The sequence below is a fragment of the Pseudomonas sp. F9001 genome (assembly GCF_013385435.1).
GTDB lineage: Bacteria > Pseudomonadota > Gammaproteobacteria > Pseudomonadales > Pseudomonadaceae > Aquipseudomonas.
Map to the genome: position 1 here is coordinate 1 of NZ_JACAPX010000011.1, position 17,315 is coordinate 17,315.

Sequence of the window (17,315 nt, forward strand, 5' to 3'; positions counted from 1 at the left end):
GTGAGGGCACACCGAGCCTGGGCGAGGTGCCGAGTGGTGGGGCAAGAGCGTTTTGCTTACTTTTGCGCTTTTCAAAAGTGAGCCGCTGTAAGAGCGGAACCAATACAAGCCGTAACCGAAGGAATGGATATGTACTCAACCAAACGAAGCCCAAAAGCATGAGCCTCCTGCCTTACGCCTGGGCCAAATCCCAACGCATCCTCCTTCACCCGGGAACCCAGGGCCCGACGCTGACCATCTGCCCCTCGACCCCCGGCTGGTCCATCAGCGAGGTCTACCGCCAGTTCGGCCAAACCCACCTCATCCAGGTGCGCGACGACGAACTCGACGGCCTCCTGGCCACTGCCTACGCCGACACCGGCAGCGCCGCCGCCGTCGTGGGCGCCGCCGAAAACGAAGTCGACCTCGACCGCCTCATGCAAGACATCCCCGAAATCACCGACCTGCTCGACACCCAGGACGGCGCCCCGGTGATCCGCATGATCAACGCCTTGCTCACCCAGGCCGCCCGCGACGAAGCCAGCGACATCCACATCGAACCCTACGAAACCCACTCCGTGGTGCGCTACCGCGTCGACGGCACCCTGCGTGACGTGGTGTCCCCGCGCAAGGCCCTGCACGGCGCTCTGGTCTCACGCATCAAGATCATGGCCCAACTCGATATCGCCGAAAAACGCCTGCCCCAGGACGGCCGCATCGCCCTGCGCGTGGCTGGTCGCCCCATCGATATTCGTGTCTCCACCGTGCCCACCGGCCATGGCGAGCGCGTAGTGATGCGCCTGCTGGACAAACAAGCCGGCCGCCTGCAGCTGGAAACCCTCGGCATGGACCCCGCCGTCCTGGCCAAACTCGACACCCTGATCCGCCAACCCCACGGCATCGTGCTGGTCACCGGCCCCACCGGCAGCGGCAAGACCACCAGCCTCTACGCCGCCCTGGCCCGGCTGGATGCGAGCACCAGCAATATCCTGACCGTCGAAGACCCGGTGGAATACGACCTGCCGGGCATCAGCCAGATCCAGGTCAACGCCAAGATCGACATGACCTTCGCCCTGGCCCTGCGGGCAATCCTGCGCCAGGATCCGGACATCATCATGATCGGCGAAATCCGCGACCTGGAGACCGCACAAATTGCCGTCCAGGCCTCGCTCACGGGCCATCTGGTGCTCGCCACCCTGCACACCAACGACGCCGTCTCGGCGGTCAACCGCTTGATCGACATGGGCGTCGAACCGTTCCTGCTGGCCTCGTCACTGCTCGGCGTATTGGCCCAGCGCCTGGTGCGCCGGCTGTGCCCGCACTGCAAGCAGGAAGACCCGGCCGCGCCCGGCACCTGGCGGCCTGTCGGGTGCGTGCAGTGCAACCAGATCGGTTACAGCGGGCGTACCGGTATCCATGAATTGTTCTGCATCGACGACGAGCTGCGCGGGCTGATCCACCAGGGCGCCGGCGAGCAGGCCTTGAAGGCCGCCGCACGCCGCGCCGGCATGTTCAGCATGCGTGAGGATGGCGAACGCTGGGTACGCAGCGGCGCCACCGCCCCCGAAGAAATCCTGCGCGTAACACGGGACGCCTGATGAACCGATACCGCTACGAAGCCGCCGACGCCAGCGGCAAGCTGGAGTCCGGGCACCTTGAGGCAGACAGCCAGAGCGGCGCGTTTGCCCACCTGCGCAGCCGTGGCCTGACGGCCTTGCGGGTGCAGGTCGAGAACAACAACGAGCGTGCCGGCGGTGGCGGCCGGTTCAGCGCCAAACTCTCGGACAATGACCTGGCCTGGGCCACGCGCCAGCTGGCGAGCCTGCTCGGTGCGAGCCTGCCACTGGAGGCCGCGTTGAGCGCCACGGTGGAGCAAGCCGAGAAAAAACACATTGCCCAGACCTTGAGCGCGGTGCGCGCCGATGTGCGCAGCGGCATGCGCCTGGCCGATGCGTTGGCCGCGCGGCCCCGGGACTTTCCGTCGATCTATCGGGCGCTGATCGCGGCGGGGGAGGAGTCCGGCGACCTGGCCCAGGTCATGGAGCGCCTCGCCGACTACATCGAGGAACGCAATAACCTGCGGGGCAAGATCCTCACGGCGTTTATCTACCCGGGCGTGGTGGGGCTGGTGTCCATCGGCATTGTGATTTTCCTGCTCAGCTACGTGGTGCCGCAGGTGGTCAGTGCGTTTTCCCAGGCTCGCCAGGACCTGCCGGGGCTGACGTTGGCGATGCTCAATGCGAGTGACTTTATCCGCGCCTGGGGCTGGCTGTGTTTTGCCGGGATCGTGGGTGGTTTCTGGAGCTGGCGCCTGTACCTGCGCAACCCCGTGGCGCGGTTGAGCTGGCACAGCCGGGTGTTGCGCCTGCCGTTGATCGGGCGTTTTGTACTGGGCCTCAACACCGCGCGGTTTGCCTCGACCCTGGCGATTCTCGGCGGGGCGGGCGTGCCGTTGTTGCGCGCCCTGGAAGCGGCGCGCCAGACCTTGTCCAACGACCGCCTGAGCCAGTGTGTCAGCGACGCGACGGCCAAGGTGCGCGAGGGCGTCAACCTGGCTCCTGCGCTGGCGGTGGAAAAGGTCTTTCCGCCCGTGCTGATCCACCTGATCGCCAGCGGCGAAAAAACCGGCTCGCTGCCGCCGATGCTCGAGCGCGCGGCGCAAACCCTGTCGCGGGATATCGAGCGTCGGGCGATGGGCATGACGGCGTTGCTTGAACCACTGATGATCGTGGTGATGGGCGCCGTGGTGTTGGTCATCGTCATGGCCGTGCTGCTGCCGATCATCGAAATCAACCAACTGGTGACCTGACTGCTGACGAAACGCGGTCAAAAAGGTGGGAGCGGGCTTGCTCGCGAAAGCGGTGTGTCAGTCAACACATGTCGCGCCTGATCCACCGCTTTCGCGAGCAAGCCCGCTCCCACATTTGAACTGCGTTTCTTCAAGACTATTTTCGCGCGCCCGACACGCGGGTCCCAACCTCGGGTTCCTCATTCTGTCATCTGCCCAACCCCACCACGCGGCCCGTAACGCCTCCAGCCCGGTCCTCGAAATCCGCGCTGAAACCTCGCTGTCACCTCACCCCCAAACCGCTCAAAAGTGTGACCAAAACACCCGAGAATCTTTTTAAAAATCAAGCCGTTCCTCCCGAGGTTTTTTCCTTTAGCTGTCATCGGATGCTGCGAAATTTCATACCCATGGCCTCACCCCTGGGTACCCCCCGGAACACAGCCCGGGACCGAAGCCATAGCGTCATCTACCCCAACGTACAAACACGACGAAAGGAGCTTCTTCATGTTTAAGCGCAACGTTCTCGCGGTATCCATGACCCTCGCTGCACTGTGCTCGGCCCAGGCTGCCATGGCAGACATCAACGGCGGCGGCGCCACCCTGCCACAACCGCTGTACCAGACCTCCGGCGTATTGACCGCCGGTTTCGCCCCGTACATCGGCGTGGGCAGCGGCAAAGGCAAACTGGCGTTCCTGAACAACGACTACAGCCAGTTCGGCACCGGCACCAAGAACGTTCACTGGGCGGGCAGCGACTCGAAGCTGACCTCGACTGAACTGTCCACCTACGCCTCCACCAAACAAGCGACCTGGGGCAAGCTGATTCAAGTGCCTTCGGTCGCCACTTCGGTTGCCATTCCATTCAACAAGGCCGGTACCAACGCAGTTGACCTGAGCGTTGATCAACTGTGCGGCGTGTTCTCGGGCCGCATCACCACCTGGAACCAACTCCCGGCTACCGGTCGCACCGGTAATATCGTGGTGGTTTACCGTAACGAAGCCAGTGGCACCACCGAGCTGTTCACCCGTTTCCTGGCGGCCAAGTGCGTCAATGAGTCCAAGAAATTTGTGGTCACCACCAACTTCGCGGACAGCTTCGGCGTGCCACCAGGCGCCGTGCCTGCCGTGACCAGCCAAGGCGTGATGACCGCACTGAACGCCGGTGATGGTCGCATCACCTACATGAGCCCGGACTATGCCGCGCCTACCTTGGCTGGCCTGGATGACGCCACCAAAGTGGCCAAGGTCGCCGGTGTTTCTCCAGCCCCTGATAACGTTTCCGCCGCCATCGCTGCTGTGCCCGTACCGGCTGCTGCCAACGTCGCCAACCAGAACGCCTGGGTACCGGTGTTTGCTGCCGCCGCCGATGCCAACGATCCAAGCGTCGTGCCTTACCCAAGCAGCGGTTATCCGATCCTGGGCTTCACCAACCTGATCTTCAGCCAGTGCTACGCCGACGCCACCCAGACCTCGCAAGTGCGTGCATTCTTCACCCGTCACTTCGGTGCCAGCGCCTTGAACAGCAACGACAACGCGATCAAGGCCAACCGCTTCGTGCCACTGCCAGCTGCCTGGAAAGCCGCGATCACCAGCAACTTCGTTACCGCAACCAGCGCGCTGAGCATCGGCAAGTCTGATGTCTGCAACGCCATCGGTCGTCCGCTGTAACCCACGCTTTTACCGACCGGCAACACCCGATCAGCAACGGCCTGTGCCGTTGCTGATTTTTGCGTTTGCGGCTCGGCTATCAGCCTTACATGAACTTTCCATGACAGAAGTTCAGTCCCGCCCCTCGCCAACCGCCTAACTCCCATACGTGACGCACGTCGCCAGTTCCCCATGGGCAAAAACAAAGAAGGAAGCTTCCTGATGGTCCGCTGCAAACCACCGGTCAACCTGAATGCCCAAGGCCCTGGCGGCCAGACGATCCTGCGCCTCAAACCCCTGGCCCAGGCGATTGCCTTGTTCATGGTGGCAGGCAGCGCCCACGCGGCGACAGCGTTCAGCTCCGGCTGGTTTGCCGACAAGGGTGCCTCCCAGGCGGCGACAGCGGCCCGCCTCAACGGGGCGCAGGTGCCGGGGATTCCGTCGTTGAATCAGCAGGCGCGGGCGAACCAGCAGTTGTCACGTTCCATCAGCACGCTCAACAACAGTGTCGCGGCGATTGCGGCCCAGCAGGCCGCCCAGGCCGCTGGCCGGCAAGCAGCGCTCGGCCAGGTCTCGACGATTCCCGACGGCCTCGGCAAGGGCGGCTTGCAGGTGGACAACAGCCTGACCCAGGGCTGGACCAACGCCAAGGGCCCGACCCAGAGCCAGTACGGTGGCAAGACCACGGTGACCATCGAGCAGACCGCCGACAAGGCGATCCTCAACTGGGAAACCTTCAACGTCGGACGCAACACCACGGTCGATTTCCAGCAGCAATCGAATTGGGCCGTGCTCAACCGTGTCAACGACCCCAACGCGCGCCCCAGCGAAATCCAGGGCCAGATCAACGCCCCTGGCACAGTGATGATCATGAACCGCAACGGGGTGATCTTCAGCGGCAGCAGCCAGGTCAATGTGCGCAACCTGGTGGCGGCCGCTGCCACCATCACCGATGACCAATTCACCCAACGCGGGATCTATGTGGATGCCAACGGCACCCAGCCGACTTTCACCGACGCGGCGGGCAAGGTCGAGGTGCAGCGCGGCGCGTTGATCCAGACTCACAACCCGGCCACCTCTACCGACGCCGGTGGCTATGCCTTGCTGCTCGGCTCGGAGGTCGAGAACGCCGGCAGCATCATCACCGCCAGGGGCCAGGCCACCCTGGCCGCCGGCGACAGTTTTTATATCCGCAAGGGCGTCGGCACCACCGGCAACGACCGCTCCACCACCCGTGGCAATGAAGTGGCCACCAGCCTCAAGGCCGGCAGCACGTCGGGCAAGGTCAGCAACAGCGGCCTGATCATGGCGTCGACCGGCGACATCACCCTCACCGGGCACCAGGTGCAGCAGAACGGCGTGGTCCTGGCCAGCACTTCGGTGGATACCCGTGGCACGATTCACTTGCTCAACGCCGCCAGCGATGCCACCGGCAGCGTGACCCTAAGCGAGGGCAGCACCACGGCGATCCTGCTGGACGCCAGCGGCAGCACCGCCCTCAACAGCCAGAAGGACAACGGCCTGATCAAGCTCGACGGCTTGCCTGCCAACCTGATCACCGGCCAGTTCAACAACCTCAGCGCGGTGGCCGACCGCACTGACCAGTCGCGGATCGAGATCGTCAGCGGCGGCACTGTGGATTTGCGCAAAGGCTCGATCACTCTGGCCACCGGCGGCCAGGTGGCGGTCAGTGCCGGCCAGCGCAGCCTGGTGCGTGACGGCGCGATGATCGACGTGGCCGGCGCGATTGGCGTCAAGGTGGCGATGGAAGCCAACAACATCAAGATCAACGTGCAGGGCAACGAACAGCGCGACGCGCCCGCCAACCGTGACGGCGGGCAATTGATCAACAACGACGTGTGGGTCGACCTGCGGGACCTGGTGTTCGTCCCGGCCGGCACCAACGGCTATGCGACGGACCGCTGGTACACCGCCGGCGGGCTGCTGGAAGTCGGCGGTTACCTGGGCACCCAGGGCCACTCGGTCGGCGAGTGGATGGCCCAGGGCGGCACTGTGACGTTCACCGGCAAGGACGTGGTGACCCAGCAGGGTGCCCAGGTCAATCTGTCGGGCGGCACCGTCGATGTGCAGGCCGGCTACATCCGCCAGACCTGGCTCAAGGGGCCTGACGGCCAGCTCTATGAGCTGTCGAAAGCCCCCGGGGACATTCTCTACGCGGGGATCTACAAGGGCTTTGAAGACACCAGCGTCCGCTGGGGCCGCAGCGATTTCTACTACAACCCGCTGGTGGCCCAGCAAAGCCGCTACGAGGCGGGCTACACCGTGGGCCGCGACGCCGGCAAGCTGGTGGTGGGCACCACCAACGCGGTGCTGGAAGGCCAGTTGATCAGCGATGTATTCCAGGGCGATCGCCAGACCCAGGCACCGAATATCAACCTTGATGGTTATCAGCAGTCACAGCAGGCCATGGCCCAGCGGGCGCAGTTGATCATTGGCCAGTACACGCCGGTGTACAACAAGGCCACCGGCACCTTGCGCTACGCCTTGACCCCGACCATCGACCAGGTGCTGATCGAGGGCAGCACGCAAAAAATCGCCGACGGCCTGGACCTCGCCACCGCGCTGCCGACCGAACGCCAGGGCAAACTGGTGCTCGACAGTGACCAGCTCAATGGCTACCGGTTGGGCGCGATCAAGGTCGGCGCAAAGCAGCAGATTGACGTCAATGGCGCACTCAAGGTGGCTGACGGCGGCAACATCACTCTGTTCGGCCCCGTGGTTTCAGTCAATGCCAACCTCACGGCCCACGGCGGCAGCATCAACGCGGGCAACCTGCTGAATCAGGTCGACCTCAATCGCTCCAATGTCGTTGGCGATGTGATTCTGCCGGGCATCGGCCGGCTCGATGTGGCCGCCGGAGTCAAGCTGGACAGTTCCGGGCGCTGGAATAATCTGGCGCTGGACCCCTCGGCCACTGACGGGGTGGCGTATATCAACGGTGGCAAGGTGTCGTTGCGCAGCTCCGGCGACGTGAACCTCGCGGCAGGCAGCCTGGTGGAAACGTCGTCCGGGGCGACCATCGGCCTGGATGGCAAAGTCCGGGGCGGCAAGGGCGGCGACGTGACCGTGGGCGCACTGGGGGCTTTGGACCTGGGCGCCGAGATTCGCGGCTATGGCGTCAGCGCAGGCGGCACCCTGACCTTGCAGGCCAACAAGGTGCAGATCGGCCAGAGCCCGCAGGCGCCGGATGCCAAGACCTTGCAGTTGGCCGGGGATTTTTTCAACAAGGGTTTTTCGGCCTATGACATTACCGGCAACGAAGGATTGCTGGTCGCCGATGGTACTCAGGTGGATGTGAACGTGCCGGCCTACCGGCTCTCGGAGCAGGCCGCCACGACGCCGGGCGGCGGCGATGCGGCCAGCGTCATGGAGCGCTGGACCCCGCCGCTTTACCAGGAAGACGCGAGCAAGGGCGTACTCGGCCAACGCCGTGGCGCCAGCCTGACCCTTTCCGCCGGCCACCTGGAGTCGCCTGCCGAGCAACTGCCGACAACCGCGCTGGTGGTCGGCAAGGGCGCGGTGATCAGCGTCGACCCGGGCCAGTCGATCAACCTGCGCAGCATCGGCCAACTGACGGTCGACGGCACGCTCAATGCCTGGGGTGGCAGCGTCAACCTGAACGGCCTGACCACGCGCGCGTTCGAGCCGGCCAACGCGGTTGGCCACGGCCGCTCCATCTGGCTGGGTGAAAACGCACTGATTGATGTCGCCGCCCGGGCCGCGACCGCCGTGGACAATCGTGGAAGCCAATACGGGTTGGTCCGTGACGGCGGCAAGATCAGTATCGGTGGCGAGATCAACCTGAGCACCGGCACGGTCACTGCCAGCGACCTGTTTGTGGTGGTACGCGAGGGCGCCCGGCTGGACGCGTCGGGCACGCAAGCGGTGTTGGATGTGCCGGGGCAGGGCGCAACCCGGGCGGCCAGCAATGGCGGCAGCATCAGCCTGGCGTCCAACAATGGCTTGTACCTGGACGGCAGTCTGGTGGCCCGGGCCGGCGGTGCCGGCGCAGCGGGCGGCAGCCTGAACGTAGCGCTGGACAGCCCGTATTACACCAAGAGCAGTGTCACGGATCGCGTGCTGAAGGTGCGTGAACTGGTGCTCGGCCAGACCCATCAGGCTCACCCGCTCGCCGGCACCGCCGCCGACGCGGCCGACAGCCTGGAATACGGCCACGCTCGCCTGGGCGTCGACCAGGTCAGTGCGGGCGGCTTCGACAACCTGGCATTGATGAGCAACGGCCTGTTGAGTTTCGACGGCGATGTGTCCTTGAACATGGGCCAGAGCCTGCGCCTGTACAGCGGTGCCTTCAACCTCAGTGAGGGCGCGGCAGCCAATGCCCGGGTGAATCTGTCGGCACCGTCTCTGCTGCTGTCCGGCATGGATTCGCCGGCCCGGGAATTCTACGTGAACCCGGTGTCGGTGTTGCCGTTACCCTCGCTGCGCGCCACCGAGGCGCAGTTCAATGCCAGCGGCAGCTTGATCGATGTGCGCGGCAGCGTGTTGTTTGGCAGCAAGGGCAAACTGCGCCAGGCCGACGACAGCCTGGTCGGCCTTGAGCGTCGCGGCTTTGATCAGGTCAACCTGACCAGCCAGGGCGATCTGCGCTTCCTGGCGGGTGCGAACCCGGACGGCGTGGCCTTGAGGGTCAGCACCCAGTTATTGACCCAGGGCGACATGACCTTGCGGGCGGCGCAGTTGTATCCGGCCACGGAGGTCGGTGCGCGGGTCATTGCCGGCTACCTGAGCGAATTCAACAGCCTCAACATCACGTTCGACCCGCTGCGCACCCTGACCATTGGCCGTACCGGCAACACGGATGCCGCGGTGCCTTACTCGGCATTCGGGCGCCTGCAACTGGGCGCCGCGACGGTGCGGCAGGGCGGTGTGGTGCGGGCGCCCCTGGGGTTGATCGATATCGGCAGCATGGGCAGCAGCCAGGTGCAATTGCTGCCGGGCAGCGTGACCTCGGTGAGCGGCAAGGGCCTGGTGCTGCCGTATGGCGGCACCCTGGACGGGCAGGTCTATAAGTACAACGGCAAGACCGTGACGTTTGTCGGCCAGGGCGGGCTGGTCAACCAGGACGCGGAACTCAGCGTCGGGGTGATTCTCGGCGGCCAGTCGGTGCAGGTGCAGCCTGAGGCTACCCTGGACCTGTCGGGCGGCGGCGAATTGCTGGGGGCCGGTTTCGTTTCCGGGCGCGGAGGCTCTACGGATGCGCGCTACAGCCCACTGGTGCAGTTTGGTGCCAATGGCGGCTTTGTTTTGCCGGGCCTGGGCACCAACCCGATTTACGCCATCGTGCCCGGGGTGCAGCCTGGCTCGGCGCCGGTGGCACCGGAGAAGGGCGCAGTCGATCCGTTGGTGGGCCAGCAGGTCACCATCGGCGCCGGAGTGCCGGGGCTGCCGGCGGGCACTTATACCCTGATGCCGTCCACCTACGCCTTGATGCCCGGCGCTTTCCGCGTCGAGATCAACGGCCTGGCCGGTCTCGGCAGTGATGCCGCCACCCAGCGCATGCGCAATGGCTCCTGGTCCACCGCCGGGCGCTTGTCCATCGCCAACACCGGGATCGGCAACAGCGTTGCCAGCCAGTTGATTCTGACCTCGGCCGATACCTTGCGTCGCTATTCCCAATACAACGAAACCAGCTACGCCCAGTTCGCCATGGCCGACGCTGCGAAACAGGGTGTGCCACGCCCGATGCTCGCCGTCGACGCCAAGACCCTGAAACTGGCCTTGCGGCCAGGGGGCGGCGCTGATGCGTTTTCGTTCCAGGGCATAGGCCGTTTTGAGGCCGCGGCGGGTGGCTATGGCGGCGCGGTGGCGGTGATTGATCCAGGCAAACTGGGTATTGAAGTCGTCGCGGCGGGCAGTTCCGCAACCAGCGGTTTTTCCGGCATTACCTTCAACGATGACAGCCTCAACGCCTTGGGAGCCTCGCGCTTGATGGTGGGGGGGATGACGGCAGTTACGTATGGCCAGTCCGGGAATTACATCGTCCTGGCGGGCGGTACGAGTCGGGCCAACAGCACCGTCACGCTTCGGGAAGGTGTGACGCTCGCAGCGCCGGAAGTCTTTTTGTTGAGTGACACCAACGCGATCGTCCTGGAGCAGGGCGCATCCATCAACACCATCGGCCGTGGCAAAGCCAGCTACGACGCTCGTGACGGTTTTATCTACAAAGTCACCAATATGCTGGCGGCGTCCAACGGCTTGCTCAATGTCATTGCATTCAATACGACGGTGCCCAGCGGCGGGATCAGCATCGGTGTGTGTGACACGGGCCTGTGCAGCGGGCAAACCGGGCTGTACTCCGAAGGCAGCATCGTGGCGTTGACCAACAATACCTTCCAGTTGGGCGACCAGGTGCGCTACGGCACCCGTCACCTCAACCTGGGGGTCAACACCATTAACCTCGGCAGCGCCCAAGCCCTGGCCGCTGCCGCTGCGGCCAATCAGTTGCCGGCCGGCCTGACACTCACCCAGGCGCTTCTTGATCGCCTGCTCAAAGGTGATTCACAGTTCGGTGCGCCGGCCCTGGAAACCCTGCAGCTCTCGGCGCGGGACAGTTTCAACTTCTACGGCAGTACCTCCCTGGACACCTATGACCCACTGACGGGTAAGTCGCGGCTGAGCAACCTGATGCTCTCCACTCCGGCGATCTACGGTGCCGGTGGCGCTGGCGACGTGGCCAACATTCATACCGCCAACCTGATCTGGCAGGGCGCGACCACCCCACCGGGCTCGGTGATCGCCGGCGGGGCGGGCACTGGCAGCGGGCGCCTGGATATCAACGCCGAGCGTATTGAGTTCGGCTACGGCGCCTTTGCCCAGACCAACACCGTGAGCAGTTTCGATCGCCTGGCTTTGGGCTTTGCCAGCGTGAACCTCAATGCCAGCGAGCGCATTACCGCCAACCACAAGGGCAGCCTCTCGGTGTATCAGAGCCAGGGCGCCTATGACCCGGTGAAGGGCTTCCAGTACAGCGGCGGCGACCTGAATATCCTCACCCCGCTGATGACCGGCGAAGCCGGTTCGATGAACCGCATGACCGCAGGTGGGGCGATTGATATTGCAGCGTCCGCGGGGGCGCGTGGCAAGGCCGACGGCCAGGGCGCCGAACTGTCCCTGCAAGGCGACAGCATTCGCCTGGCCACGGCGGTAGTGCTGCCCAGCGGCAAAGTCAGCCTGGGCGCCCGGGGTGATGTGGTGCTGACGGATGCGGCGTTGATCGACTTGGCCGGTCGCGCCACTGTGTTCAACGATGTGACCCAGTACGGCGCGGGCGGCACGGTGCTGCTGGACAGCCGCAGCGGCAACATACTGCAGGCTGCCGGCTCGACCATCGACCTCTCGGCCAAAAACAACCAGGCCGGCAAACTGCGGGCGGTTGCGGTGGACGCGGCGGGCGGTATCGTCGACCTGCAAGGCACGATCCTCGCCGGCAGCAGTGGCTATTACGATGCGGGCGGGACCACGATGCCTTATGAGGCCGGTACCGTGGAAATCCAGGCCCAGCGCCTGGGCAGCAGCGGTTCACTGGACCAGCAGTTCGCCGACCTCAACCAGCGCCTGAATCAAGGCCAGGTGTTCGGCACACGCAGCTTCCAACTCAAGCAGGGCGACTTGACCATCGGCAATGGCCTCAAGGCCGGCACCGTCAACGTCTCCGTGGACAACGGCAGCCTGCGGGTCACCGGCCTGGTGGACGCCAGTGGCGAGCGCGTCGGCAGCATCAACCTGGCCGGCAAGCACGGCCTGACGCTGGACGGCGGCGCGGTACTCGACGCCCATGGCAGCAAGCTGCGGGTGGACAGCTACGGCAAGATCATCGACTCGCCCAACCGGGCCATGGTGGTGCTCGGCTCCGGCACCGGTCAACTGACCCTGGCCGATGGCGCACGCATCGACCTGCGCCACGGCACCGAGGCGGTCCAGGGCAATGACGGGCGCAATCGCGGCACCCTGGAACTGAATGCACCACGGCTGATCAACGTCGATGGCACCAGCAACGACATCAACATCGATGCCCATGGCCGCCTGACGATCCAGGGCGCGCGCTCGATCACCCTCAACGGCATGATCAGTTACGACGATGCGCCACTGATCACCGATCCGACGGCCAGCGGGCGGCCTTACCAACAGATCGACCAGGCCTACCTGGATGGCAAGCATGTGCTGAGCACGGCCTTTATCAACGGTGCATTGTTCAACCAGAACCTGCTGCAAAACAAACTCGCCGGGCTTAACAATGCAACCTACGCCAATGCCTTCCACCTGCGCCCGGGCGTGGAAATCGTCAGCAAGACCGCGGACGGTGACCTGGTGGTGCAGGGCGATCTGGACCTGTCCGGCTACCGTTACGCCAGCCTCAACCCCAACAGCCAGAAAACCTCGGTGTATGGCTCCGGTGAGTCGGGCAGCCTGACCCTGCGCGCCGGTGGCGACCTGAACATTTACGGCAGCATCAACGACGGTTTTGCGCCGCCACCGCAGACCGTCGATGACAAGGGCTGGGTGTTGTTGCCGGGCATCGACTTTACCGGCGGCACGATCATCGTGCCGGGTAACGGCATCACCCTGGCGGACGGCACGACCTTCCCGGCGGGCACCGTGCTCAACTACGACCTGCCGATCAAGGTCGTGGGCGTGGCCGCCGGAACGCGCTTGCCGACCCGGGCGACGCTGAACCAGGACCTGACGCTGCCTGCCGGTACGGTACTGGCCGCAGCGGTGTTCGACAGCGCGGGCAATGTGCTGTTTGCCGCAGGCACGTTATTGAGCCAGGCACACACCCTGGCGGCCGGCTCACAGCTGGACGCCGGCAGCCTGCTGACCCAGGACACCCGGCTCGGGGCGCTGACCTGGCCCAAAGGGGTGCCGTTGCCGACGAACTACCAGGCGCTTAACCCGACGCAAAACCACGTGACCCTCAATGGCGACATACCGCTGCCGCGCGGCGCGTTGATTCCTTCCGGCACCAACGTCAAGTTGCCGGGCGGGGCTGAGTCGGTGGCGTTGCGCCCGGAAGTGGCGGGGCGCCAGGGCAAGCTGTGGGCCCTCTCGCCGATGCTGGCCGAAGGTTCGCAATCCTGGTCGCTGCGGTTGGTTGCAGGTGCTGACACCGAGGCGGCCGACAGCCGCATCCTGCAAGCCCATCCGCGCAGCGGCGACCTGCGTTTGGCTGACAGCCACTACGGCATGTTTGCCAAGGAGATGCCCGCCAAGGGCAAGTTGACCTGGACCGCCTTCGCGGTGGAGGACTTTGCGGCCAATGGGGTGGTGGTCAAGGAAGGCGACCCGATCGACCAAAAGATCCTCGATGATTTCGGCCTGGGTTCGATTGATGATTTCTGTGGGGGCAATCCGGCGTACTGCGCCGTGAAAGTTGGCTATGTCTGGACCGAATTCGGCGCCAAGGACCTGGCGGACAACGGGATTATCGTCACCGTCGGAACGCCGATCGAGCAAAGCATCCTGGACCAGTTCGGTATCCCTTCCATCGATGAGTTCTGTGCAAGCTCGCCCGCCTACTGCCAGGCCCAAAGCGGCAAAGAGTATGCGGCGACCCCCTCCAGCAGCCGTTTCAGTGTGATTCGCACCGGTACGGGCGACCTCGAACTGCTCAGCGCCGGCAACTTGAGCATGGACTCCCTGTATGGGGTCTACACCGCCGGTACATCGTCCACTGCAACCGGTGCCAGTGACCCCTACAACCAGCCCAAGGCGCTGAACAGCGCGAAGACGGTGCTGAACGATACCAACAGTTATTTTGAACAGTTCGTCAACGGCTCATCTGACAGCCTGTACCGTGCCTGGTACCCGGAGGCAGGGGGGAATTTGAGCGTGAACGTGGGGGGCAACCTGACGGGGAATATCCTGGGAGGCGTCTTCAACCCAAGTCGGCCCAACCCCCTGGATAACGGCATCGACTCCGCCGATGTGGCCAACTGGCTGTGGCGCCAGGGCAGCGGCACGGTGAACACCGGCGGGCAGGCGCAGCCGACGGCCTGGTGGATCAATTTCGGTAGCTATACCGCCAACGCCTCCAAGGCTGATGCGTTCGTCGGGTTTACCGGTTTCGGCACCCTCGGCGGCGGTGACGTGGATGTACAGGTAGGCGGGGATGCCGGTGTGCTTCGGCGCATGGACGGCAACCCAATGTCGGCCTCTGCCAACCCGCGCAGCCAGGGGCTGGTGCTGGCGGTTGGCAGTACCGGGCGGGTTGCCGGTGATGGCAGCCTGCAGTTGACGGGCGGTGGTGATCTGCGGGTGCGTATCGGTGGCGCCCTGAACCCTGGCAGCGTGGTTGATGTAAACGATCAGAACGGCCAGTTGGTGAATATCCGGGGCAATGTCCAACTGCAAAGTGCGACCACGGGCCGGATCGACCTGACCTACGGCAGCAACAGCTCTGAGCAGAGCCCGGGCGAAACCCGCGCATTCGATCCGTTCCAGGCGACCCGTGGCCGGGCAGTGGGGGGTATCACCCTGGTGCCGGGGGATGCCACATTCAACCTGACCACATTGGGTGACCTGGTGCTGCAGCAAGTGATTGACCCGGGCCGTGTCGTCCTGCTGAACAACTCATCGTTTACCCGTGGCGGGACGAGTGGGACCGGCGAAAGTTGGTTCTCGTTGTGGACCGGTCACACGGCAATCGACCTGTTTTCAGCGGGGGGCAACTTGACGCCATCTGTCTCCGCCGCAGCGTCCGACCTGGCAACCGTCTACCCATCGATCGTTCGAGCGACGGCGGCTGGCGGCAGTATTTATTACGGAAACGCCGTCCTGGGATACCAAGCCGATACGAGTCCGATAAATGCCTTGGTGCTCGCTCCCGGTGCCAGCAGCCAGTTGCAATTCCTGGCCCATGACTCGATTTATGCGGGCGGTATGTTTGTCACGCCTTCCGGGGCCGACCCCAGCATCATGGCCACACCTTGGCGGCCGGCGTTCGTCGGGACCATTGATGGTCAGGTGGTTGCCGATGGCAACAATCTGTCGGAGAACGGTAGCTCGTCGGGTTCCATTCCGCGTCCTTTGTTTGCCTTTGGCTCCGCCACGGCGTCGGCAGCCGCTTACGCGCCAACGGAACCGGCGCGGTTCTATGCCTTGACCGGCGATCTGGTGGGGGTCAGCAGCGGCCGGACCCTGACGTTCAATTCTTCCCCCACGTTTTTGCATTCGGGGCAGACCTGGTACGAGGGCAACGGGCCGGTTTGGATGATGGCGGGGCGAGACATTGTCAGCAGTGGCAGCCGTTTTAATACGGCCCCCGGTGCGGTCAGCGAGCAGTCGACCGGCAACCTGTTCATCCACAACAACCCCACTGACATCTCCATCGTCTCCGCCGGGCGCAACATTCTGTACAGCAACTTCCAGGTTGCCGGTCCTGGCCTGCTGGAAGTGACGGCGGGCGGCAATATCCTGATGTCCGGGCGTGACCCGGCGAAGGGCGGCGAAGTCAGCATCACCAGCCTGGGCCCGGTGGTCGCGGGCGACAACCGCCCTGGCGCAGGCATCGTCATGCAAGCTGGCGTCGGCCCCAACGGCCCGGATTACCGGCGCTTTGTCGAGGCCTACCTGGACCCGGCCAACCTCGTCCAGCCAGGCGAAGCCCTGTCGATCCAGGGCGGCAAGGTCGCCAAGACCTATGAGAACGAACTGGTCACCTGGCTCGCCGAGCGCTTCGGTTTCGTCGGCACCCGCGAGCAGGCCCGCGCGGTTTACGCCGCACTGCCCGCTGAACAGCAACGGGTGTTCGCCCGTGATGTGTACTTCGCCGAACTCAAGGCCGCCGGCCGTGAGTACAACGCGGTGGGCGGTGTGCGCCAGGGCAGCTATGTACGGGGGCGTGCAGCGATTGCCGCGCTGTTCCCGGACAAGGACGTGGCCGGCAACCCGATCACCTACAAGGGCGATATCACGTTGTTCGGCGGCTCCGGTGTACACACCAATTTCGGCGGCTCGATCCAGATGCTCACCCCGGGCGGTGGGCAGACCTTCGGCATCGAAGGCGCGGCACCGCCGTCCACCGCCGGTGTGATCACCCAGGGCGCCGGCGATATCCAGCTGTATTCCATGGGCAGCATCCTGCTGGGCCAGAGCCGCATCATGACCACCTTCGGCGGCTCGATCATGGGCTGGTCCGGCGAGGGCGACATCAACGCCGGTCGCGGATCCAAGACCACCGTGGTGTACACGCCGCCCAAGCGTGTCTACGACAACTGGGGCAACGTGACCCTGTCGCCGGCGGTGCCGAGCACCGGGGCGGGGATTGCCACCTTGAACCCGATTCCCGAAGTGCCGGCCGGAGACATCGACCTGATCGCCCCGCTGGGCACCATCGATGCGGGTGAAGCGGGGATTCGGGTCTCGGGCAACATCAACATTGCCGCGTTGCGCGTCGTTAATGCCGCCAACATCCAGACCCAGGGCAAGTCGTCCGGGGTGCCGGTGTCGGCGGCGGTAAACACCGGGGCCATGACCTCGGCGAGCGCAGCCGGTGCGGCGGCGTCCCAGGCGGCGGAAGATGCCGCGCGCAGCCAGCAGGCGGCGGCCAAACAGGGCCGGGCGTCGATTGTCACGGTGGAAGTGTTGAGCTTTGGCAGCGAGCCAGTTGAGCGCAAGCCGGAGGACGGGCAGAAGACCTCGGGCTACAACCCCAACAGCCCGGTGCAGGTGCTCGGCGCCGGACCGTTGAGTGACCAGGCGCGGGCGCGGTTGACGGATGAGGAGCGCCAGCAGATCAGCTTGTAGTTTTAGAAAAGGACCTCTCGTTGTATTTGGGGCGATCATTGATCGCCCCTTTTTTTCGTCTTGGGGCCCCGGCTTTCCCCGGTGGATGGTGGCGCGGTCGAGCCGGTAGTCACTG

4 protein-coding genes are annotated in these 17,315 nt (G+C 64.6%); all 4 read left to right on the forward strand.

Features of this window, described 5'->3' with window-relative positions; genetic code table 11:
• The first annotated feature begins 158 nt into the window (after window positions 1–158).
• Window positions 159–1,577 carry a type II secretion system ATPase GspE gene (gene gspE / locus HX818_RS08820; protein ID WP_177019850.1) on the forward strand — a complete coding sequence of 473 codons (1,419 nt, stop codon included), beginning with the start codon at window positions 159–161 and terminating at the stop codon, window positions 1,575–1,577.
• Entirely contained in the window at window positions 1,577–2,788 is a 1,212-nt protein-coding gene (gene gspF / locus HX818_RS08825) for a type II secretion system inner membrane protein GspF (RefSeq protein WP_008432563.1), read from the forward strand. Before gspE ends, gspF begins: the two co-directional genes overlap by 1 nt.
• Window positions 2,789–3,271: 483 nt before the next feature.
• Complete coding sequence (locus tag HX818_RS08830; RefSeq protein ID WP_003210472.1) at window positions 3,272–4,435, forward strand: substrate-binding domain-containing protein; 1,164 nt, start codon at window positions 3,272–3,274, stop codon at window positions 4,433–4,435.
• A 201-nt stretch (window positions 4,436–4,636) separates the two neighbouring features.
• A complete protein-coding gene (locus HX818_RS08835) occupies window positions 4,637–17,200 on the forward strand; it encodes a filamentous hemagglutinin family protein (RefSeq protein WP_177019851.1) in 12,564 nt (4,187 codons plus the stop codon).
• Window positions 17,201–17,315 lie beyond the last annotated feature (115 nt).

Coding starts and splice junctions, on each gene's coding strand:
- gspE (WP_177019850.1), top strand. CDS start 159: ATGAGCCTCCTGCCTTACGCCTGGGCCAAATCCCAACGCATCCTCCTT.
- gspF (WP_008432563.1), top strand. CDS start 1,577: ATGAACCGATACCGCTACGAAGCCGCCGACGCCAGCGGCAAGCTGGAG.
- HX818_RS08830 (WP_003210472.1), top strand. CDS start 3,272: ATGTTTAAGCGCAACGTTCTCGCGGTATCCATGACCCTCGCTGCACTG.
- HX818_RS08835 (WP_177019851.1), top strand. CDS start 4,637: ATGGTCCGCTGCAAACCACCGGTCAACCTGAATGCCCAAGGCCCTGGC.